General features: G+C 41.6%; 20 protein-coding genes and 2 riboswitches. Of the genes, 2 read left to right on the top strand and 18 right to left on the bottom strand.

The window, feature by feature from the left end; all coding sequences use genetic code 11:
- Positions 1–167: 167 nt before the first annotated feature.
- From ACI3K6_RS10375 to ACI3K6_RS10355, 5 genes are all read right to left on the bottom strand, one after another.
- The gene (locus tag ACI3K6_RS10375; RefSeq protein ID WP_435554757.1) at positions 168–992 is read right to left on the bottom strand and encodes a MetQ/NlpA family ABC transporter substrate-binding protein; all 825 of its coding nucleotides are present in this window, start codon (positions 990–992) and stop codon (positions 168–170) included.
- Positions 993–1,015: 23 nt separating this feature from the next.
- Positions 1,016–1,684: a methionine ABC transporter permease gene (locus tag ACI3K6_RS10370; RefSeq protein WP_435554756.1), complete on the bottom strand. Its 669-nt coding sequence runs from the start codon at positions 1,682–1,684 to the stop codon at positions 1,016–1,018.
- Complete coding sequence (locus ACI3K6_RS10365; RefSeq protein ID WP_335477947.1) at positions 1,677–2,702, bottom strand: methionine ABC transporter ATP-binding protein; 1,026 nt, start codon at positions 2,700–2,702, stop codon at positions 1,677–1,679. The genes ACI3K6_RS10370 and ACI3K6_RS10365 overlap by 8 nt, the downstream gene beginning before the upstream one ends.
- Positions 2,703–2,827: 125 nt before the next feature.
- Positions 2,828–2,933, bottom strand: a riboswitch (SAM riboswitch).
- A gap of 124 nt (positions 2,934–3,057) precedes the next feature.
- On the bottom strand, positions 3,058–4,374 hold the full coding sequence (locus ACI3K6_RS10360; RefSeq protein ID WP_435554755.1) for an O-acetylhomoserine aminocarboxypropyltransferase/cysteine synthase family protein: 1,317 nt from the start codon (positions 4,372–4,374) through the stop codon (positions 3,058–3,060).
- 93 nt (positions 4,375–4,467) lie between these two features.
- A riboswitch (SAM riboswitch) is annotated at positions 4,468–4,569 on the bottom strand.
- Positions 4,570–4,639: 70 nt separating this feature from the next.
- Entirely contained in the window at positions 4,640–4,981 is a 342-nt protein-coding gene (locus ACI3K6_RS10355) for a hypothetical protein (protein ID WP_435554754.1), read from the bottom strand.
- Positions 4,982–5,185: 204 nt separating this feature from the next.
- On the opposite strand from ACI3K6_RS10355, the gene ACI3K6_RS10350 reads away from it, so the two are divergent.
- A complete protein-coding gene (locus ACI3K6_RS10350; protein WP_435554753.1) occupies positions 5,186–5,914 on the top strand; it encodes a nuclease-related domain-containing protein in 729 nt (242 codons plus the stop codon).
- Positions 5,915–7,495: 1,581 nt separating this feature from the next.
- Here the strand turns inward: ACI3K6_RS10350 and ACI3K6_RS10345 are convergent.
- The 8 genes from ACI3K6_RS10345 to ACI3K6_RS10310 form a co-directional block, all read right to left on the bottom strand.
- Positions 7,496–7,807: a thioredoxin family protein gene (locus ACI3K6_RS10345; RefSeq protein WP_435554752.1), complete on the bottom strand. Its 312-nt coding sequence runs from the start codon at positions 7,805–7,807 to the stop codon at positions 7,496–7,498.
- 6 nt (positions 7,808–7,813) lie between these two features.
- Complete coding sequence (locus ACI3K6_RS10340) at positions 7,814–8,170, bottom strand: toprim domain-containing protein (protein ID WP_335479495.1); 357 nt, start codon at positions 8,168–8,170, stop codon at positions 7,814–7,816.
- 150 nt (positions 8,171–8,320) lie between these two features.
- Positions 8,321–8,560: a YusG family protein gene (locus ACI3K6_RS10335; protein ID WP_335479497.1), complete on the bottom strand. Its 240-nt coding sequence runs from the start codon at positions 8,558–8,560 to the stop codon at positions 8,321–8,323.
- Between the two features lie 104 nt (positions 8,561–8,664).
- Positions 8,665–9,048, bottom strand: coding sequence for a glycine cleavage system protein GcvH (gene gcvH / locus ACI3K6_RS10330; protein ID WP_335479499.1), 384 nt, complete (start codon positions 9,046–9,048; stop codon positions 8,665–8,667).
- Positions 9,049–9,127: 79 nt separating this feature from the next.
- Positions 9,128–9,487, bottom strand: coding sequence for an arsenate reductase family protein (locus tag ACI3K6_RS10325; protein WP_435554751.1), 360 nt, complete (start codon positions 9,485–9,487; stop codon positions 9,128–9,130).
- A gap of 209 nt (positions 9,488–9,696) precedes the next feature.
- Entirely contained in the window at positions 9,697–11,478 is a 1,782-nt protein-coding gene (locus tag ACI3K6_RS10320; protein WP_435554750.1) for an acyl-CoA dehydrogenase family protein, read from the bottom strand.
- A gap of 45 nt (positions 11,479–11,523) precedes the next feature.
- Positions 11,524–12,699, bottom strand: a complete 1,176-nt coding sequence (locus ACI3K6_RS10315) for an acetyl-CoA C-acetyltransferase (RefSeq protein ID WP_435554749.1) — start codon at positions 12,697–12,699, stop codon at positions 11,524–11,526.
- A gap of 90 nt (positions 12,700–12,789) precedes the next feature.
- Positions 12,790–15,177, bottom strand: a complete 2,388-nt coding sequence (locus tag ACI3K6_RS10310; protein ID WP_435554748.1) for a 3-hydroxyacyl-CoA dehydrogenase/enoyl-CoA hydratase family protein — start codon at positions 15,175–15,177, stop codon at positions 12,790–12,792.
- Between the two features lie 217 nt (positions 15,178–15,394).
- On the opposite strand from ACI3K6_RS10310, the gene ACI3K6_RS10305 reads away from it, so the two are divergent.
- Entirely contained in the window at positions 15,395–15,529 is a 135-nt protein-coding gene (locus ACI3K6_RS10305) for a YuzL family protein (RefSeq protein ID WP_435554747.1), read from the top strand.
- Between the two features lie 30 nt (positions 15,530–15,559).
- On the opposite strand, the gene ACI3K6_RS10300 is transcribed toward ACI3K6_RS10305, so the two are convergent.
- The 5 genes from ACI3K6_RS10300 to ACI3K6_RS10280 are packed head-to-tail and all read right to left on the bottom strand — an operon-like array spanning position 15,560 to position 19,436.
- Entirely contained in the window at positions 15,560–15,811 is a 252-nt protein-coding gene (locus ACI3K6_RS10300) for a DUF2573 family protein (protein ID WP_435554746.1), read from the bottom strand.
- Positions 15,759–16,541 (bottom strand): IucA/IucC family C-terminal-domain containing protein, encoded by a 783-nt coding sequence (locus ACI3K6_RS10295; RefSeq protein ID WP_435554745.1) that lies wholly within the window; start codon positions 16,539–16,541, stop codon positions 15,759–15,761. Before ACI3K6_RS10295 ends, ACI3K6_RS10300 begins: the two co-directional genes overlap by 53 nt.
- Positions 16,534–17,352 (bottom strand): ABC transporter ATP-binding protein, encoded by an 819-nt coding sequence (locus tag ACI3K6_RS10290; protein WP_435554744.1) that lies wholly within the window; start codon positions 17,350–17,352, stop codon positions 16,534–16,536. The genes ACI3K6_RS10295 and ACI3K6_RS10290 overlap by 8 nt, the downstream gene beginning before the upstream one ends.
- 27 nt (positions 17,353–17,379) lie before the next feature.
- Entirely contained in the window at positions 17,380–18,435 is a 1,056-nt protein-coding gene (locus ACI3K6_RS10285) for a FecCD family ABC transporter permease (protein WP_435554743.1), read from the bottom strand.
- Positions 18,432–19,436, bottom strand: coding sequence for a FecCD family ABC transporter permease (locus ACI3K6_RS10280; protein WP_435554742.1), 1,005 nt, complete (start codon positions 19,434–19,436; stop codon positions 18,432–18,434). The genes ACI3K6_RS10285 and ACI3K6_RS10280 overlap by 4 nt, the downstream gene beginning before the upstream one ends.
- Positions 19,437–19,488 lie beyond the last annotated feature (52 nt).

Raw genomic sequence — 19,488 nt, 5'->3', positions numbered from 1 at the left:
TGTAAAAACAAGCCCGATAAAAATCATACCTTATTTGTTGTTTTCTTTTCAATCGATAGACTCGGGAGCAATACAGTCTATTTTTTACTAATCAGTTTGGATTCATGTAAAAAGAAAAGCCAGTGGATTCCACTGACTTTTCAGATGTATTTCTTCCTATTAATATATTACTCAGATACAGGAACAACCGCGCCTTTGTATTTTTCAAGAATGAAGTCTTGAATTTCTTTAGAGTGAAGGACTTCGACAAGGGTTTTGATTGCTTTTTTGTTTTCATCACCTTTACGAACAGTAATAATGTTTACATACGGTGATTCTTTCCCCTCAAGTGCAATTGCGTCCTTCATTGGATTTAATCCCGCTTGTAGTGCATAGTTTGTGTTGATTAGGACTGCATCTGCTTCGTCATTTTGATATACCTTTGGCAGCATCGCAGCTTCTACATCCGTTTTGAATTTTAGATTTTTTGGATTTTTAGCAATATCTTCTACTTTAGCAGTTGTTTTATCAATACCTTGTTTTAAAGTGATTAATTTTTCATGGTCAAGAAGGGAAAGCATGCGGCCATGGTCAGCAACAGAGTTACTCATGATAATCGTTGCACCCTTCGGAAGCTCTGATAACTTTTTATAGCGTTTAGAATATACACCAATTGGTTCAATATGAATGCCGCCAGCATTAACAAAATCAAAATCTTTATTTTTTGCCATTTGATCTTTTAAGTAAGGGACGTGCTGGAAAAAGTTTGCATCAAGATCACCAGATGCCAAAGCTTTGTTAGGTGTCACATAGTCATTGATAACTTTAACTTGAAGATCAATACCTTTCTTCTTTAAAAGGGGTTTGGCTTTTTTAAGGATTTCAGAATGGGGAACTTGCGATGCCCCTACTACTAATGTTGTTTCTTTACTCTCAGAAGCATTGTTTTTCCCGCAGGCTGCAAGTGAAAAGATAACTAATAATGCTGATACGAAAACGAATAATTTTTTCATTTTTTCCTCCTGATATTTATGTTTTATCTTTTATCAATTAATCTTGTGATCTTATCACCAACAAATTGGATGATAAAAACTATGATCAAAATAAATACGGTTGAATACACCATTATTTGTGTATTATAACTTTGGAATCCTTGTAAGTAGGCAAGATTTCCAAGTCCTCCTGCACCAATGACGCCAGCCATGGCAGTATAACCTACTAAGGCAATTCCGGTTACTGTTATTCCCGATATTAACGCTGGCAAAGATTCAGGAATTAACACCTTGAAAATAATTTGCCAATTTGTTGCCCCCATCGATTTTGCTGCTTCAATAACTCCCTTATCAATTTCACGTAAAGCAATTTCTACCATCCTTGCATAAAAGGGAGCTGCCCCGATGATTAGAGCTGGTAATGCGGCATTGGCCCCAAGCATGGTACCCATGATCAAAACGGTAAATGGTAGCAATAAAATAATAAGGATAATAAACGGAATGGAACGGAAGATATTTACGATTGAAGCAATAATTTGATTAATCACTCGATTTTCCCAAAGATTCCCTTTTCCGGTTAAAAATAAAATAATTCCTAAAATGATACCAAGAATGAATGTAAACACGACTGAAATGGCCGTCATATAAAGGGTCTCTTCGGTTGCCACCCAAATACTATCCCAATCGACGTTATAGAACCAAGTATCAAGCATTCTCGATCACCTCCACTCCTACCTGCTGGGAACCAATAAACTCAATTGCTTTGTTGACCTCGGCTTCGTCTCCGTCAAGATGAATGAAAAGTGTGCCGTATGATCCACTTTGGGTTTGCGATATTTTCCCTTGTAGGATGTTGACCGTTACATTGTGATGACGAATTAGATTCGTGATCACCGGCTGTTCAGCAGACTCTCCAATAAAGGTTAATTGAACAACACGGCCGGATTGATAGTGTTCGAGCAAATGCTCTGCTGTTTCCTTTGTTTCACCCGGTTCGGTTACTTGTTTAACAAAGCGCTTGGTGATGGATTGCTGCGGATTTTTGAACACATCCAGAACGGAACCCATTTCCACCACTTTTCCGCTTTCCATTACTGCCACTCGATGACAAATTTTGCGAATGACGTGCATTTCGTGAGTAATTAACACAATCGTTAAGCCATACTGTTTATTAATATCAACAAGCAAATCCAAAATGGAATCTGTTGTCTGCGGATCAAGTGCTGAAGTGGCTTCATCGCACAGTAGCACTTTCGGATTATTAGCCAGTGCTCTGGCAATGCCAACCCGTTGTTTTTGTCCGCCGCTTAGTTGAGAAGGGTAAGCATTTTCTCTGCCCTCAAGACCAACTAATTTAATCAATTCATTTACCCGCTTTTGTCTTTCTGCCCCTTTGACTCCGGCAATTTCTAGCGGGAACGCAATATTTTCGCTTACAGTCCTTGACCATAATAAGTTAAAATGCTGGAAGATCATGCTGATTTCCTGGCGGGCCTTGCGAAGCTCACTGCCTTTAATTTTGGAAATTTCTCTTCCGGCGACCGTTACACTGCCTTCAGTCGGTAGCTCAAGGCCATTAAGCATTCGAATCAAGGTACTTTTACCTGCGCCACTATATCCAATGACTCCGAAAATTTCTCCCTTTTTAATATCCAGATTGACCTCATCAACTGCTTTGAGCTGCCCCTGTTTCGAAGGGAAAATTTTTCGAACATTTTTAATTGATATCATTGCCTCACCTGCTTCATATCCAGAATACGTAAATATAGGGTTTGAATTTTTCGTTAAAAGGATACTATTTTAAAAAAATAAAAGCCTTTCTGCAAGGGCAGAAAGGCATTATAAATCAATCCTTTCTCCCATCTCTCAAAGCATTCGCTTTGTGTGAATTGGCACCATTTCAATAAAATTGACGGTTGCCGGGCTTCATAGGGCACATCCCTCAGCCTCTCTTGATAAGAGCTTAAACAATCCTATATTCAATTAATACTTTAGTTCGTTTACGTAAAAAATATATTACGAAAGTTATCGTATCATGGATAAAAAGCAGTGTCAATAAAATTTCTTCATTTTCGGAAAAATTCGACTAAGCCTTCGTTTTTAATGAAGTTAGACCTGTTGCCACCTCAATGGCATCCTCAAGATCTTCAATTAAGTCCTCGGCATTTTCGATCCCTATAGACAGTCGAATTAAATCCTCTGAAACTCCTGATGCTTTCAAACCCTCTTCATCAAGTTGCTGGTGCGTGGTGCTGGCCGGGTGAATAATCAAACTCTTCGCATCTCCCACATTGGCCACATGAGCCCATAAAGTAATCGCATTTATTAATTTGGCCCCTGCTTCACGTCCACCCTTAATACCAAAAATAACTACAGAACCGGCACCTTTAGGCAGGTATTTTTTTGCTAATTCATAGTCAGGATGGGATGGATGCCCAGGATAAGAAACCCACTCAACAGCAGGATGATTTTCTAAATACTCCACAACCTTTTGGGTATTGGCCACATGTTCCTTCATTCGCACATGAAGTGTCTCCAATCCAAGTGTAAACTGGAAGGCGTTTTGCGGACTTAACGCTGGCCCTAGGTCGCGCAGCAATTGAACACGTGCCTTAACAATATACGCAACAGGTCCAAGTGCTTCTGCATAGACCAGGTCATGATAGCTTGGATCCGGAGTCGTAAAACCAGGGAATTTCCGTGAATTCCAATCAAACTTTCCTCCATCGACAATGACACCCCCTAAAGTTGTGCCATTCCCAAGCAACCATTTAGTGGCTGAATGAATGACAATATCTGCACCATGTTCAATCGGACGGCACAAATATGGAGTAGCAAAGGTATTATCAATGATTAGCGGAATCCCTGCTTGATGAGCAATTTCCGCTACTTTTTCAATGTCCAAAATAGTTAAGCTTGGATTACCGATGGTTTCAGCAAAGACAGCCTTCGTTTTTTCAGTAATAGCCGCACGGAAGTTTTCTGGATCTGCAGGGTCAACAAACTTTACCTTAATTCCGTATTTCGGAAGAGTCACGGCGAATAAATTAAAGGTGCCGCCGTACAGTGTTGAAGCAGAAACAATTTCATCACCAGCTTCGGCGATGTTTAAAATGGCTAGAGTAATGGCCGCCATACCGCTTGCCACCGCAAGGGCGCCAACCCCACCTTCTAATAATGCAACTCTCTCCTCAAACACAGTAACGGTCGGGTTATGTATCCGCGTGTAAATATAGCCCGGTTCTTTTAACCCAAATAGGTTAGCTGCATGCTCGGTATCCTTAAATTGATAGGCGTTGTTCTGATAGATTGGAACAGCGCGTGCACCAGTAACCGGATCCGGCGATAAACCTCCATGAACCCCTAATGTCTCAAACCGATATTTCTTTTGCTTTTCTGTCATTTTCCTTACTCCTCTCTCTTTTGTATAAAAATAAAACCCCCACTTCATAAGAAGAGGGGGATCCACTCTTTTTATAAAGTGGGGGATCCGTACTTCTTATCTTTCGGGGCATGAAGCTCCGCTGGAATTGGCACCGTGTCTCAAACCGGTTGCTGGGCATCGTCGGGCCAGTCCCTCCGCCACTCTGGATAAGAATTATTCATTATTATTACTGAATATTTAAAAAATATATTACAGGATGTCCTCTACCTAGTCAAGAGTTTTACTAACTAATTTTGGCAAAATTTTGACTGCTCGCTAATACGAATAATGCTTCTAATAGCAGCACGATTCTTAAGGGTGCTTCTACTTTTAACACGCCCTCACGTTGAAGTGTCCGCAGTTTTGCCTCACCACTTATTAATCGATGGATCCCTGCATTGCTGCCGTTAATCGTATAGCCTGGAGCTAAATCATCACTAATTTCAATTGTACCGTGGTTAATTGCCAGTTTGACTGTTTCATGGTGGGTCGAAATGGCTACGTGAAAATCTGCCTGTCGGATCAATGGCAGAATATGCTCCAACTGGTTAGCAGCAAGTATAAATGAATGAACCGCTTCCTTCATACAATCACTCCGCTTCCGTTATGCTACCTTTACTATTCAGCAATAATATGCCGACTTCCTTTAATAAATGCTCGACAATTACCGTACCTGAGATGATCATTTCCCGAGAAATATGTCGGAAGGAGGGATTCTTAACACATTTTTCACCATTTTTTGTCGGAAGTTTTGTAAAATAGATTTATCAAATTTGAAAGGAAAGAAGTCATGATTATTAAACCTCGAACCGAGCCTCATGATTTAGCAATGTTTCGGATCTTGAATGCACGCATGGAGTTATCGGAAAATGACAAAAGAAATTTTATCAATCTGCAAAAAGGATATTTAGGAGAGTTGAAATTTGATGAATTTGCAGAACGACAACTTGATGATCATATTCCGATTCTAAATGATTTACTTATGAAACATAACAACTCCTATTTTCAAATTGATTCATTTATCATAGCAAATGGTGTTGGGAACCTTATCGATATCAAAAATTCAGAAGGTGATTACATTTTTAGAGATGGGCAGTTTTATCCCATGGGCAGTAACCAAGAAATATTGAATCCCCTTGGACAATTGGATCGCTGTGTAACACTCCTTCGTAAATCCCTCTCCATTAAGGACTGCCAGATTCCCATCAAACCCTATCTAGCCTTTGTTAATCCTAATTTCACCCTCTATCAAGCACCCGTTCATGAATCCCTCATCTTTCCAACTCAATTGAATGCCTTTATGAAAAAGTTAAATGCCGGAACCACACGAGTTAATGGACACCAAACCAAATTAATAGAAACATTATTAGCAGCCCATATAACAAAGTACCCTTATTCTAAATTACCTGCCTATTCTTTTGAGCAGCTGAAAAAGGGCATTACTTGTTGTAAGTGTCAGTCTTTTTCGATTGCAACCACAGGACGGAAATTGAGTTGTTTGGATTGTGGGTATGAATAGTCGCTGATACAAGCGGTGTTGCGGGCTGTGGATGAATTTAGGCTTTTGTTTCCGGGGGAGCGGGTTACGACGAATAAGATACTTGATTGGTGTGGAAGGGGAAACATTTCTAAGAAATTAATTTGGAGGATTTTAAAAGAGAATTTTAAGGCAGTGGGGTATGGAAGATGGTTTTATTATGAGTGATTCACTTTAAAAATTGTGTAAGGGCTTATATTAAATTTTAGTGTGCGCTTTATAAGCGATCCTTTTGCTGGTGCGGTCACTTTTTATGGAAGGTAGAACACCTCTTTATTCCCAATTTTGATGTTGAGGTCGATTTTCTGGAACGTAGAACCCTTCTATGTTCCTTTTTTGCTAGTGCGACTGCTTTTTCAGGAACGTAAAACACCTCTATATTCCACTTTTGCTTCCGGTACTGCTTTTTCTGGAACGTAGAACACCTCTATGTTCCCTTTTTGTTTCCGGTACTGCTTTTTCTGGAACGTAGAACACCTCTATGTCCCTTTTTTGCTGGCACGACTGCTTTTTCAGGAACGTAGAACCCCTCTATATTCCCCTTTTGCTGGTGCAACTCTTTTTTCGGAAACGTAGAACCCTTCTATATTCCCCTTTTGATGACGAAACTGTTTTTTCGGGAACTAGAACCCTTCTATATTCCCTTTTTGATGACGAAATTGTTTTTTCGGGAACGTAGAACATCTCTATGTTCCCTTTTTGCTAGTGCGACTGCTTTTTCAGGAATGTAGAACCTCTCTATATTCCCCTTTTGCTGGTGCGACTGCTTTTTCTGGAACGTAGAATACCTCTATGTTCCTTTTTTGCTGGTGCGACTGCTTTTTCTGGAATGTAGAACACCACTATATTCCCCTTTTGCTGGTGCAACTCTTTTTTTGGAAACGTAGAACCCTTCTATATTCCCCTTTTGATGACGAAACTGTTTTTTCGGGAACTAGAACCCTTCTATATTCCCTTTTTGATGACGAAATTGTTTTTTCGGGAACGTAGAACATCTCTATGTTCCCTTTTTGCTAGTGCGACTGCTTTTTCAGGAATGTAGAACCTCTCTATAATCCCCTTTTGCTGGTGCGACTGCTTTTTCTGGAACGTAGAACCTTTCTATATTCCCCTTTTGCTGGTGCGACTGCTTTTTCTGGAACGTAGAACACCTCTATGTTCCTTTTTTGCTGGCACGACTGCTTTTTCTGGAACGTAGAACCCCTCTTTATTCCCCTTTTGCTGGTGCGACTGCTTTTTCTGGAACGTAGAATACCTCTATGTTCCTTTTTTGCTGGTGTGAACTGCTTTTTCTGGAATGTAGAACCCCTCTTTATTCCACTTTTGCTGGTGCAACTCTTTTTTCGGAAACGTAGAACCTCTCTATGTTCCTTTTTTGCTGGTGCGACTGTTTTTTCAGGAATGTAGAACACCTCTATGTTCCTTTTTTGCTAGTGTGAACTGGTTGTTCAGGAGTGTGGAACTATATGTTTTTTTAAGAACGCAAAGTCCTTCCCTAGTGGCCAGATTTTGCGGAAACTAGGCGGAAACAAAAAAACAGACGCTCCCCAAAAAAGCGTCTGCTTACCCAAAATTCATCTTCATTTTATCCAAAAGAAAAGGCACGGAATGAAAGGCATAAAGGCCGTCAACAACGGTGCCGTCCCGAATAAACAACAGGCAAGGAACACTTTCGATGGCAAACTTCTGAGCCAGGGCGGCGTGATAATTCAGGTTCATTTTGCCCATCGCCACCTCAGGCAACAGTTGTTCGATGACTTGCAGCATTTTTGAAGCTACCTGGCAAGTGCCGCATAGTGGGGTATAAAAGTAAACCAATCCGGTTTGTTTATTTTCTAAAAAAGCTGTTAAGTCTTCTTGATTCCATTCGATCATCTTTCGTTAACCCATTTCTAAATACTCGCTATGAACGTCAATGTTTGCTCCTAGCAGGACAGCGGCCAGATGGTGCACAGGTGCTGTTGCTACTTCGCGATACATTCGGTCAATATATAAATGCTCGGCATGAGGGAATTCACGTTTAAACAGTTTGCGAAGCTTTTCGCCAGCTTCGTCGGCATCGACTAGGATATAGATCTCTTTGTCTTCGAGGATGTCAATCCATTCGTCCAATTTTGTGTGACTGATGGTCCCGTTTGTACAAATGATGTCAACCGGTTCCTTTACAATGTTTTTCACTTTATTTTTATCGGATTTTCCTTCTACGATTAGAACTTTGTCAGCATACGTATCATTCATCATCCATCACCTGTGAAAGAAGTGGTTTATTGTTAACATATTCCAAAAGTTACAAGACGTGCTCCATCCTTTACCTATGTTAACTATAACATCATTGTCATCTTAAAAATAGGTATATGCTTGTTCATGGATGACGATGATGACGAAAAGCTAGCACCAACCTCCGTCATCGCAATCAGTGTATTTGGCGTCTCGACCTTCTGTAACAGTGACGTGTTGATAAATTTTTTGTTGTTCAGCTTCAAAATGGTGATCAAGTTCTACTTGAATATGATCAGACATTTTGATTTTGCCAATTGGGGTATTTTCTATAAATAATTGGATTTCTCCATTTTTCAGCTTTCCGACGACTCTGTCTGTCACATCGATTTTGCTTTGGTTTAATGCCATGCTTTCCACCCTCTTCTTTATTGTATTTACAGTTTCCCCATTCAAGAAGAAGATAAAGTGGAAATTAAAGGCACCTTCGAGTAAAAGGTGCCTAGATTAAATGATTAATCTTCTTTAATCATTTCTTCATATTTTTCAGCAGTCATTAATTCGTCAACCTCACCGCTGTTAGATACTTCAACGACGATCATCCATGCTTTTTCATATGGAGATTCGTTAACAAATTCAGGGCTGTCATTTAAGTCTTCGTTTACTTCCACAACTTTACCGCTGACTGGTGCGTAAAGTTCTGAGACGGTTTTAACGGATTCTACGCTGCCGAATGGCTCGTTAACGGTTACTTCATCGCCAACTTCCGGAAGTTCAACGAACACGATATCCCCTAATTCGTGCTGCGCGAAGTCAGTAATCCCAACACGCACTTTGTCGCCTTCTACTTTTACCCATTCATGTTCTTCTGAATAACGCAATTCCTTTGGTACACTCATTACTTAAATCCCTCCATTATGTTCTTCTAAAATGTCTATCATCGAAATAAATCGATTTCGTTAATGAAAGTGAAGAGAGTTATTTGAGCCACATTTTCTCATACTCTTCTTCTTTAAAGCCCACTGTGACATGTTGTCCATCTGTCAAGATTGGTCTTTTGAGCAACATACCGTCTGAAGCGAGGAGATCTAGCATTTCGTCTTCAGTTGCTGTTTTCAGTTGATCTTTGATTCCTAGTTCGCGATACTTCATACCGCTTGTGTTGAAAAATTTCTTTAATTCCAGCCCGCTTTTTTTATAGAAATCCGCTATTTGCTCGCGGGAGGGTGGATTTTCTACAATATGTACCGCATCGAATGACAGTTGATGTTCATCCAGCCATTTCTTTGCGTTTCGGCATGTGCCGCATTTTGGGTACCAGTAAAACGTCAATGACATCGATTCACCGCCTTATTCCCTAAAATCTTTGAGGCAGCCCTCACTTGAAATAGTATCATAACCACTATTAAAATCCTAACACTATGGTTCTATCCAAAGATAAATTCGACTAATTTCGGTAAATTCCTTCTTTTAAAAAGAAATAAAGAAGAAGTCCTCCGCGATAAACAGAGGACCGGTTTTTACTGGGTGACAAGCACCAACCTTTTTTAAACGATGTAGCGTTCTGCTTCAATGATCACGTCAGCGGCTTCGCGTTTTTTGGCGATGACGTTGATTGGTGTGTGGCGAGTGAATTTGCGAAGGGATGAAAGCATCATTCGCAGCATATCGCCTTGTTCTACGGCTACTAGGGTTTCTTTTGCAGTTGCTTCGATATGGTTGAATGCTTCTTGGCAGAAGATTTGTGTATAAAGAAGCTTTTGCTTGTTTTTGTCTAAACCGTCTTTGGCGATGGCTTTTTCTGTACGTAATACAACAGATTCCATTGCATAGACATCAGACACGATGTCAGCGATGTTGGCAAGGATTTCTTGCTCTGCTTCAAGCTTTTGGCCGTATTTTTGAGCGGCTAAACCAGCAGACAGTAAGGCAATCTTCTTCGCATTTTTCACCAAGTATTTTTCTTGAGCAAGCGGCTCGTCACCTGGCTCTTCTGGCATTAACATCATTAATTCTTCTTGAAGCGCCATGGCTTTTTGGAATAAAGGAAGTTCGCCTTTGATCGCTTTTTTCACTAGAGTGCCTGGCACCAACAAGCGGTTGATTTCGTTTGTTCCTTCGAAAATCCGCTGAATCCTGGCATCGCGGTAGGCTCTTTCAATCGGATATTCCTGCATGAACCCATAACCGCCATGAATCTGCACGCCTTCGTCAACCACATGTGCTAATACTTCGCTGGCGAAGAATTTGTTTAATGAACACTCAATCGCATATTCCGCAATGGAATTAGCAAGAACTTTAATGTCCTTTGTTTCTTCATCGGAGAGTTTTCCTTGGTTTTCTTCATACAAGCCAATTGTACGCCATACGGAGCTCTCAGCTGCATATAGTTCAGAGGCCAAAGTACCGAATTTTTCCTTCGTTAGGTTAAATTGGGAGATTGGCATTTTGAATTGCTGACGGCCGTTGGCATATTTCACGGTCATTTCCAGCGCCTTTTTAGAGCCACCGACTGCACCGACTGCCAGTTTGTAACGTCCAATGTTTAAGATGTTAAACGCAATGACATGGCCTTTGCCAATTTCGCCTAAAAGATTTTCGACTGGTACTGGCACATCCTCTAAAATTAGAGTACGGGTTGAGGAGCTCTTGATTCCCATTTTCTTCTCTTCCGCACCAGTAGAAACACCCGGATATTCTCTTTCTACGATAAATGCGGAGAATTTTTCGCCGTCGATTTTAGCATAAACCACAAATACATCTGCAAAGCCAGCATTGGTGATCCATTGTTTTTCACCATTTAAGATATAATGTGTGCCTTCTGCATTTAATTTGGCTGTTGTTCTTGCACCAAGTGCATCAGATCCTGAACCTGGCTCTGTTAGTGCATAGGCAGCTAGTTTTTCACCAGAAGCAAGGGCTGGCAAATACTTTTTCTTTTGCTCTTCGTTTCCGAATAAAACGATTGGCAGGGAGCCAATTCCTACGTGTGCACCATGGGAAAGAGCGAACCCACCGCCGCCTGACATTTTTTCAGTGATCAACGAGGATGTGATTTTGTCTAAACCAAGTCCTTCGTATTCCTCTGGTACATCAGCTGCTAAAAGTCCAAGTTCACCAGCTTCTTTTAAAAGCTTTACGGTAATATCGAATTCATGATTTTCCAATTTCTCTAGCACAGGCTGAACTTCTTTTTCAACAAAGTCATCAGCTGTCTTGGCAATCATTAAATGCTCTTCGGTAAAATCTTCAGGTGTTAATAATTGCTCATAGGAAATATCTTCGATTAAAAAGCTTCCGCCTTTAACAATTTTTTTCGTTTCAGTCATGGTTTGTTTCCTCCTTAAATTTTTTGATGGGGAACAGTTGATCAATTATAGTAATTCAAACACACCGGCAGCACCCATACCGCCACCGATACACATAGTAACAACACCGAATTGTTCGTTTCTGCGTCTTAATTCATTAATTAATGTCAAGGTCAGCTTCGCTCCTGTACAGCCTAGTGGGTGGCCAAGTGCGATGGCGCCGCCGTTTACGTTTACTTTTTCTTCATCAAGGCCGAGTTCACGGATAACTTGGATGGATTGAGAAGCAAATGCTTCGTTCAATTCAAACAGGTTGATATCGGATACTTCTAGTCCAGCCAGTTTCAAGGCTTTTGGAACGGCTACTACAGGACCAACACCCATAATTTCTGGTGGTACGCCGCCAACCGCAAAGGATCTGAATTTAGCCAGTGGCTTAAGCCCAAGTGATTCAGCCTTTTCGCGATCCATAATCATCAAGGCAGCTGCCCCGTCGCTTGTTTGCGAAGCGTTACCAGCTGTTACAGAACCTGTAACAGAAAAAGCTGGGCGTAGTTTCGCTAATGTTGCTGGATTGGTTTCTGGGCGAACACCTTCATCCTGTGAAAATAAGAACTTTTTCTCAACAAGCTTATTGTTGCTGCCAACAAAGCGGCTTGTTACTTCAACTGGTACGATTTCATCCACAAATTTCCCATCTTGGATGGCTTTATAGGCACGTTGATGGCTTCGTACGGCAAAAGCATCTTGTTCTTCACGAGAAATCCCGTATTTAATCGCTACTTGTTCAGCTGTATGCCCCATACCCATGTAATACTCAGGAGCTGTTTCAACAAGTGTTGCGTTAGGACGAATGACGTGTCCGCCCATCGGAATCATGCTCATGGATTCTACACCACCGGCAATAGCCGTATCCGTGTGACCCAGCATGATGGACTGTGCTGCATAAGCAATGGCTTGCAATCCAGATGAACAAAAACGATTGACTGTAATGGCTGGAACTGTGTGTGGAAGACCTGCCAATGCGCCAATATTCCGGGCGACGTTATTGCCCTGTTCCGCTTCCGGCATTGCACAACCCATTACTAAATCATCGATATTTCCTTCATAATTACCAGCACGTTTTAATGTTTCTTTTACAACCAATGCTCCTAAATCATCCGGACGAACATTGGCTAGCGATCCCTTTTTCGATTTTCCAACCGGGGTTCTGGCACCGGCAACGATTACCGCTTCTCTCATATCGTTCCCTCTCTTTCTTGCATTTTTTTAAAAATAGCAATCTATGATTGTGGAGAGGGCACAAGACCTGCAGCCCTCTCTGAACTTTTTCTAGTTTCTTAACGGTTTGCCTTTAACGAGCATATGCTGCATACGCTGTTGCGTTTTTGGCTCTCTGACTAGGCTCAGGAATGCTTCACGCTCTAGTTCTAATAAATATTCCTCATCGACTTCCGTTCCGTATGGCACCTTGCCTCCGGAGATCACGTAAGCGATTTTCTTAGCAATTTTCAAATCATGCTCGGAAATATAGCCGGATAAACGCATTCCTTCAGCACCCAGCAATAATGTTGCATACCCTGGTTCACCGACAACCGGAACTTTCTTGCGGACTTTTGGCTTGTAGCCTTGCTCATGAAGGGCAAGCACGACTTGTTTTGCATCATAAAGCAGGTGATCACCGTTAAAGCTGACGCCGTCCACAAAGTTTAAGAAGTTATTATCACGAGCTTCTTCAGCGGAAGTGGACACCTTCGCAGTCGCAATCGTTTCAAACACTTTAATGGCCACGTTTTGCAGGTCAAATGGAACGCCGTTTGGCAGTCCTTCTAAATGTTTAATATAAAGTTCTTTGTTTCCGCCGCCGCCAGGCAGTAAGCCAACACCGACTTCCACAAGTCCCATATAGGTTTCAGAAGAAGCTTGAATGCGAGCTGCTGGTAAGCAAACTTCTGCACCGCCGCCTAGTGTCATCGAGAATGGAGCTGCAACGACAGGTTTTGAGCTATATTTCACTCTGAGTAGTGCTTTGTGAAGCTGGCGTATAACCATATCAAGCTCATCATAGTTATCATCCTGTGCTTCCATCAGCATCATGGCAAGGTTAGCCCCAACGCAGAAATTCTTGCCTTGGTTTCCGATGACAAGTCCTTTATAATTTTTCTCGACTTCATCGATTGCATAGTTAATCATTTGGATCGTATCGAATCCAAGAGCATTGTTAGGGGAGTGGAACTCCAGCAACGCTACTCCATCGCCGATATCAATTAAGCTTGCACCGGTGTTCTTTTTAATAACCCCTTTTTGCTTTTTGATTTTTTTCAAATCAATCGCCTTTGGGTTGAATTCTACTAATTTGTATTCACCTTTATCATAGAAGTAAAGGTCACCTTCTTCTTCCTTATAGAAAGAAGTGAAGCCTTTTTCAAGCATTTCTGTAATCCATGCAGGAACTTCCACACCAGATTCCTTCATCTTTTGGACTGATTTTTCAACACCAATCGCATCCCATGTTTCAAATGGACCCTTTTCCCAGCCAAAGCCCCATTTCATGGCGCGGTCGATTGCTACGATATCGTCGGCAATTTCTCCTAAAAGCTGTGCGGAATACACGAATGATTGGGTAAATGTGCTCCAAAGGAACTTTCCAGCGGGATCACTCGCATATACAAGCGCTTTCAATTTATTCGCTGTTCCTTTTTCCTGTTTGCTAAGCTCTACAGAAGGTGTTGACAGCTTTTTACGCGGGCCGTATTCCAATGTATTTGGGTCTAATTCAAGTATCTCTTTCCCTTTTTTCACAAAGAAGCCTTGACCGGATTTACTTCCCAGCCAACCTTTGGCCACCATTTCTTTCAAAAAGCCAGGTACTTCGAAAACTTCTTTTTCATGGCCTTCTACTTTTTCATATACGTTATTAGCAACATGGTAGAACGTATCCAAGCCAACAACATCTAGAGTACGGAATGTCGCACTTTTCGCACGGCCGATTAGCGGACCAGTGATAGAATCTACTTCGCCGACACTTAATCCAGCCTTCAGCATTTCTCTAACTGTTACTAAGAGTCCATAGGTTCCGATACGGTTAGCAATGAAGTTAGGCGTATCCTTTGCGACAACCACGCCTTTCCCTAACACATCTTCGCCAAAGGTTTTCATGAATGCCAGAACTTCAGGATCAGTATATTGTGTTGGAATGATTTCTAATAATTTTAAGTACCGCGGCGGGTTAAAGAAGTGAGTTCCAAGGAAATGCTTTTGGAAATCATCGGAACGACCTTCGACCATTGCCTCAACAGAAATACCGGATGTATTGGAACTGATGATGCTACCTGGTTTACGGTATTGATCCACTCTTTCAAATACTTGTTGTTTTACATTAAGATTTTCTACAACGACTTCGATGACCCAGTCGACATCTTTCAGTTTTACTAAATCATCTTCAAGATTGCCTGCTTCAATTAGGGCAAGGTTCTTTTTCGCTGTTAGGGGTGCCGGTTTTTGTTTTAATAGTTTTTGAATATTGGAGGCACTAATACGATTACGTACTTGTTTATCCTGCAAAGTTAGTCCTTTTGCTTCTTCCTCTTTCGTCAATTCACGAGGCACGATATCCAATAGAAGTGTCGGTATGCCGATATTTGCTAGATGGGCCGCAATTCCTGAGCCCATAACTCCGGAACCTAGTACAGCCGCTTTTTTAATAAGTTGGTTCAACATTGTCTCCCCCTTCACAAACTTTGAATGAATACTCATTCATTTTTATGTCAAAAAAAATTCGCCTTTAAGAATGAGTTACTACACTTAATATAAAATATTTCGAAAAATTGTGCAATCGATAAACGCGGAAAATTGAAATTTTTTTGAATTGTTAATTAAACCATTGACTTTTATATTTTTTTCAGAAAAGGGAAATCTATTTTCTGAGGTGATCATGATGGCTAAGATGAAGAAGGATCCGTCCAAAGCAGGGGTCAGTGCAGCAAGTGTCCGCGGTAATGCCGGTCCTGGCGGCGAACAAAGCGGCATCGATAAGCAAAACAGCCAAAATAATCAATTTAAAAAACGGTAATAAATAAACAGGCTGACCCGTGCAGCCTGTTTATTTTTGCGATGACTTCCGATGTTGTTCATTTAACTCTTTGATTTCATTGATGATTTGCTTCATCTCTGTTCGTGCCTCAGGGTAAAGAGAACTCCAATGATTAATAAGTGCCGGCATGGATTTGGCTATATGTGAATACATAGCCCACGCCTTTACCTTCTCTTTAGTCGCTTCTGTGGCTTCTCCGACTAAAAGTTCACTGTACTTCTCCAGCAAAGCCTCGAGCTGCTGAGCAAATTCCTTCTCCATCATGACATCCTCCGTCCTTGGCTAAATGTGTACACGGACAGGTCCGGCAGCGTTTCCCTGCTGGCAGCTGATAGGAAAAACAACAGGTTTTCCTCATCCGTATACCTGAATTCTTATCTTTCACAGTAACATATCTTTGCAACGGATTTCCATTAGCGCAGCCAAATAGGTTGCCTTTTGCTGTTAAGAATAAAAATTGATAATCATCCTTTTCTCGATCCACCAGCTCTGTTTCGTATAGCCAAAATAGATAAACAGCGATATTTTCCCACAAAATCAAGCTAGAAATGCCAAAGGTTTTCTCCATCATTCTGATTAGTGTTCCAATATTATTCGCAAACAAATCTGTTAGAACACCTTCCCGCCAATCATCACGGTTTCCTGAGTCGAAAGTTTGCACAGTTAAGTCCTTCATTGAAAAATTAGGGAGCCAATCTTTCCCTGTTTTAGGCGTCTCCATATAAATCTGATTCAATGGTAGATTCAATTTTTTATTCCATACTGTCATGGCATAGAGCGATATGACAGCAATAATGGCATATCTTTTTATAAAAATTGACGCCGCCACTTTTTCAGAAGGTGCTCCGATTTCATTAGTTAATCTTTTCATAAAGAATCGGAGATAGGTTTCATTCAACAGTTCTGCTACGCAAAAATGTTCGTTAATCTCATCACAGAGACGATATTTTTTCAGTTCAAGCAGCTCTTTACTACTCAGTCGCTTATCCATTGATCGCAACCGCCTTCTCTAAGATGCATCTTCCTTTGCCGTAAGGGATACATAGCGGTGTACCGAACAGAGGATCCATTGTCACTTCACAATCCAGGTTAAACACATTTTTGACCAGACTGCAGTTGATAACATGCTCTGGTTTTCCCTCGGCATATATTTTTTGATCCTTGATCGCGACAATATTATGGGCATATCTGCAGGCTAGGTTCAAGTCATGCAGCACCATGACAACGGTGCGTTTTTTCGCTTCATTTAGTTCAAACAATAAATCAAGAATTTCAATTTGATGGGTCATATCTAGATAAGTTGTAGGCTCATCCAGTAAAATAATTTCCGTATCCTGGGCTAATGTCATTGCGATCCAAGCACGCTGACGCTGTCCCCCTGATAGGGAATCAACAGTTCTTTCCTTTAAGTGCTCAAGCCTTGTCGCTTGTAATGCTTCATTTACTTTTTTTTCATCCTGTTCCGACCATTGCCTTAGCCAGGATTGGTGCGGGTAACGTCCCTGTTTCACCAGTTGCATGACGGTTAAGCCCTCCGGCGCTGTAGGGGATTGCGGCAAAATGGCCATTTTCCGGGCGATTTCTTTGGTAGAATGCTTAGCAATTTCCTTTCCTTCTAAAAGGATGGCGCCTGTTTTTGGCTTAAGGAGCCGAGCAAGTGAACGAAGCAGCGTCGATTTTCCACAGCCATTTGCACCAATAAAAACAGTAATCTCACCAATTGGTATGTTTACATTCAGTTCATTGATGATCAACGTTTCTCCATAGGATATCGATAAATTTTTTGTTTCGATTGCATTCATGACAAATGCCAGCTCCTTTGCCTTTTTTTAAGCATTTCTTGTTTTAAATAGCAGGTAAATAAAATATGGAGCACCTATTCCCGCGGTGAAAACACCCGCTGGTACTTCTAATGGCGAAAACAGCGAACGGCCGATTATATCGGCAACCATGACTAAAATACCTCCTATAAGAGCGGAAGCTGGAAGCAATGCTCCGAACGATGAGCCAACGAGCCTGCGGGCCATATGCGGTGCCATTAGGCCAACAAATCCAATTCCTCCTGCAAAGGCTACCGAACTGCCAATCAAAGCTGTACTAATTAATAACAATAGGAAACGCTGTTTTTGCACTCTTCCCCCCAGGCCGGTGGCAACCTCATCACCCAGTTCTTGAAGATTAATCGTTCGTGCCGAAATCAGTGCGATAATCAGAAAAATCACAGTCCATGGCACCATAACCGCAACATTTTTCCAATTCGAACCATAAACTGTACCAGTTATCCAAATATTGGCCTGACTAGCCTGATAAATCGGCCCCATAATCATCATTAGTGTCGTTAACGCCTGCATAAGTGTAGATATGCCAATCCCGATTAACACGAGCCGAATAGGCGATACGCCATTTTTCCAGGCAAGAAAATAGACGAGAAAAGCAACGATTCCGGCCCCCAGAAAAGCGGCCAATGGAAGCCAACTGATGCTGACGGATAGAGCATTACTTTTATCACTAAATATCGCTAAAAAGCCGACCACCGCTACAGCGGCTCCACCGGTTATCCCCAGTACGTCGGGCGATGCAAGCGGATTACGAATCATCCCCTGCAAAATGCCCCCGGCCACTGCCAGCGAAATTCCCACCATTAGAGCGATGATAATTCGCGGCAATCGAAACGATTTGATAATGAGCGTTTCCATTTCCGGGCCGACACCAAACAATACTTTTACAACCGTAAGAGGATTGATTTTCATTTCCCCCATACTGGTACTTATAACAAAGACTACAAATGTAATAAGTAATAAAATCATAAATATACTGGCAGCTTTCCGATCAATTAAAAATGAACCTCTATCGTTGAAAAAACGCAGTTTCCTGTATTTGCTCATCGGCTATTGAACCCCCTTCTGGCTATATAAACGAAGAATGGAGTTCCAATGATTGCTGTCATAACACCAACAGGTACTTCCGACGGCATTAGAATATATCTGGCGGCAATATCGGCGGCGAGTAATAAAATCGCTCCAAAAACGCCGGACATGGGAATGACCCAGCGATGGTCAATACCCATAATCGATCTTGTTATATGCGGTACCACAATACCGACAAATCCGATGGGACCAGCAACAGCAACCGACCCTCCCGCCAGTAAAATCACGATCACTCCGATAGAGATTTTAATAAGACCCGTATGTAATCCTAGTCCTTTTGCAACATCTTCCCCCATTGATAGGATATTCATTTTTCCCGAAATCAGCAGTGCGCCTACCCAACCTAGTCCTATGGATGGCAAAACAGAAATAAGTATATCTAGCTTGCGGCCCTGCACAGAACCAGCAAGCCAAAATAAGACCTGCTCCAGCGCAGCTTCGTTAATGACAAGCAACCCTTGGGTAAATGAAGCAAACATCGCCGACATGGCAGCACCTGCCAGAGTCAGTTTCATGGGGGTTAGTCCCTCACGCCCAACAGAACCTATTGCATAAACAGTAATCGCTGCAACCGCTGCTCCCAAGAATGACAGTATACTAAAAGTCTTTAAATTGACGACAGAAAATAAAGTAACTGCGGCTACCACGGCAAAACCCGCACCGGCGTTGATACCAAATGTCCCAGGAGCTGCCAGGGGATTTTTCGTTAAGGTCTGCATAAGCACCCCGGCAATTGCCAAACTGGCCCCAACCGCTGCGGCAATTAAAGCCCGCGGCATCCTCACTGACTGAATAATAATATGTTCATTAGATCCATTGAAATTCGTGTATGCTTCAATAGCTGTCCGAATGCTGGTGTCTGTATAGCCAAAAATTACACTGGCCCCCATTAACAACAGCATAAGCAGAATGGCACCGAGCAACCCAATCCATTTTAATGAAGTAGTTTTTAAAAGCATATAATATCCTCTACTATTTAATATTCATTAGATAAAGTCTATCTCTAATTGA

The sequence above is a fragment of the Neobacillus solisequens genome, assembly GCF_051233465.1.
GTDB lineage: Bacteria > Bacillota > Bacilli > Bacillales > Cytobacillaceae > Neobacillus.
This window is presented reverse-complemented; position numbering and strand designations above follow the sequence as displayed.

Coding starts and splice junctions, on each gene's coding strand:
- ACI3K6_RS10375 (WP_435554757.1), bottom strand. CDS start 992: ATGAAAAAATTATTCGTTTTCGTATCAGCATTATTAGTTATCTTTTCA.
- ACI3K6_RS10370 (WP_435554756.1), bottom strand. CDS start 1,684: ATGCTTGATACTTGGTTCTATAACGTCGATTGGGATAGTATTTGGGTG.
- ACI3K6_RS10365 (WP_335477947.1), bottom strand. CDS start 2,702: ATGATATCAATTAAAAATGTTCGAAAAATTTTCCCTTCGAAACAGGGG.
- ACI3K6_RS10360 (WP_435554755.1), bottom strand. CDS start 4,374: ATGACAGAAAAGCAAAAGAAATATCGGTTTGAGACATTAGGGGTTCAT.
- ACI3K6_RS10355 (WP_435554754.1), bottom strand. CDS start 4,981: ATGAAGGAAGCGGTTCATTCATTTATACTTGCTGCTAACCAGTTGGAG.
- ACI3K6_RS10350 (WP_435554753.1), top strand. CDS start 5,186: ATGATTATTAAACCTCGAACCGAGCCTCATGATTTAGCAATGTTTCGG.
- ACI3K6_RS10345 (WP_435554752.1), bottom strand. CDS start 7,807: ATGATCGAATGGAATCAAGAAGACTTAACAGCTTTTTTAGAAAATAAA.
- ACI3K6_RS10340 (WP_335479495.1), bottom strand. CDS start 8,170: ATGAATGATACGTATGCTGACAAAGTTCTAATCGTAGAAGGAAAATCC.
- ACI3K6_RS10335 (WP_335479497.1), bottom strand. CDS start 8,560: ATGGCATTAAACCAAAGCAAAATCGATGTGACAGACAGAGTCGTCGGA.
- gcvH (WP_335479499.1), bottom strand. CDS start 9,048: ATGAGTGTACCAAAGGAATTGCGTTATTCAGAAGAACATGAATGGGTA.
- ACI3K6_RS10325 (WP_435554751.1), bottom strand. CDS start 9,487: ATGTCATTGACGTTTTACTGGTACCCAAAATGCGGCACATGCCGAAAC.
- ACI3K6_RS10320 (WP_435554750.1), bottom strand. CDS start 11,478: ATGACTGAAACGAAAAAAATTGTTAAAGGCGGAAGCTTTTTAATCGAA.
- ACI3K6_RS10315 (WP_435554749.1), bottom strand. CDS start 12,699: ATGAGAGAAGCGGTAATCGTTGCCGGTGCCAGAACCCCGGTTGGAAAA.
- ACI3K6_RS10310 (WP_435554748.1), bottom strand. CDS start 15,177: ATGTTGAACCAACTTATTAAAAAAGCGGCTGTACTAGGTTCCGGAGTT.
- ACI3K6_RS10305 (WP_435554747.1), top strand. CDS start 15,395: ATGGCTAAGATGAAGAAGGATCCGTCCAAAGCAGGGGTCAGTGCAGCA.
- ACI3K6_RS10300 (WP_435554746.1), bottom strand. CDS start 15,811: ATGGAGAAGGAATTTGCTCAGCAGCTCGAGGCTTTGCTGGAGAAGTAC.
- ACI3K6_RS10295 (WP_435554745.1), bottom strand. CDS start 16,541: ATGGATAAGCGACTGAGTAGTAAAGAGCTGCTTGAACTGAAAAAATAT.
- ACI3K6_RS10290 (WP_435554744.1), bottom strand. CDS start 17,352: ATGAATGCAATCGAAACAAAAAATTTATCGATATCCTATGGAGAAACG.
- ACI3K6_RS10285 (WP_435554743.1), bottom strand. CDS start 18,435: ATGAGCAAATACAGGAAACTGCGTTTTTTCAACGATAGAGGTTCATTT.
- ACI3K6_RS10280 (WP_435554742.1), bottom strand. CDS start 19,436: ATGCTTTTAAAAACTACTTCATTAAAATGGATTGGGTTGCTCGGTGCC.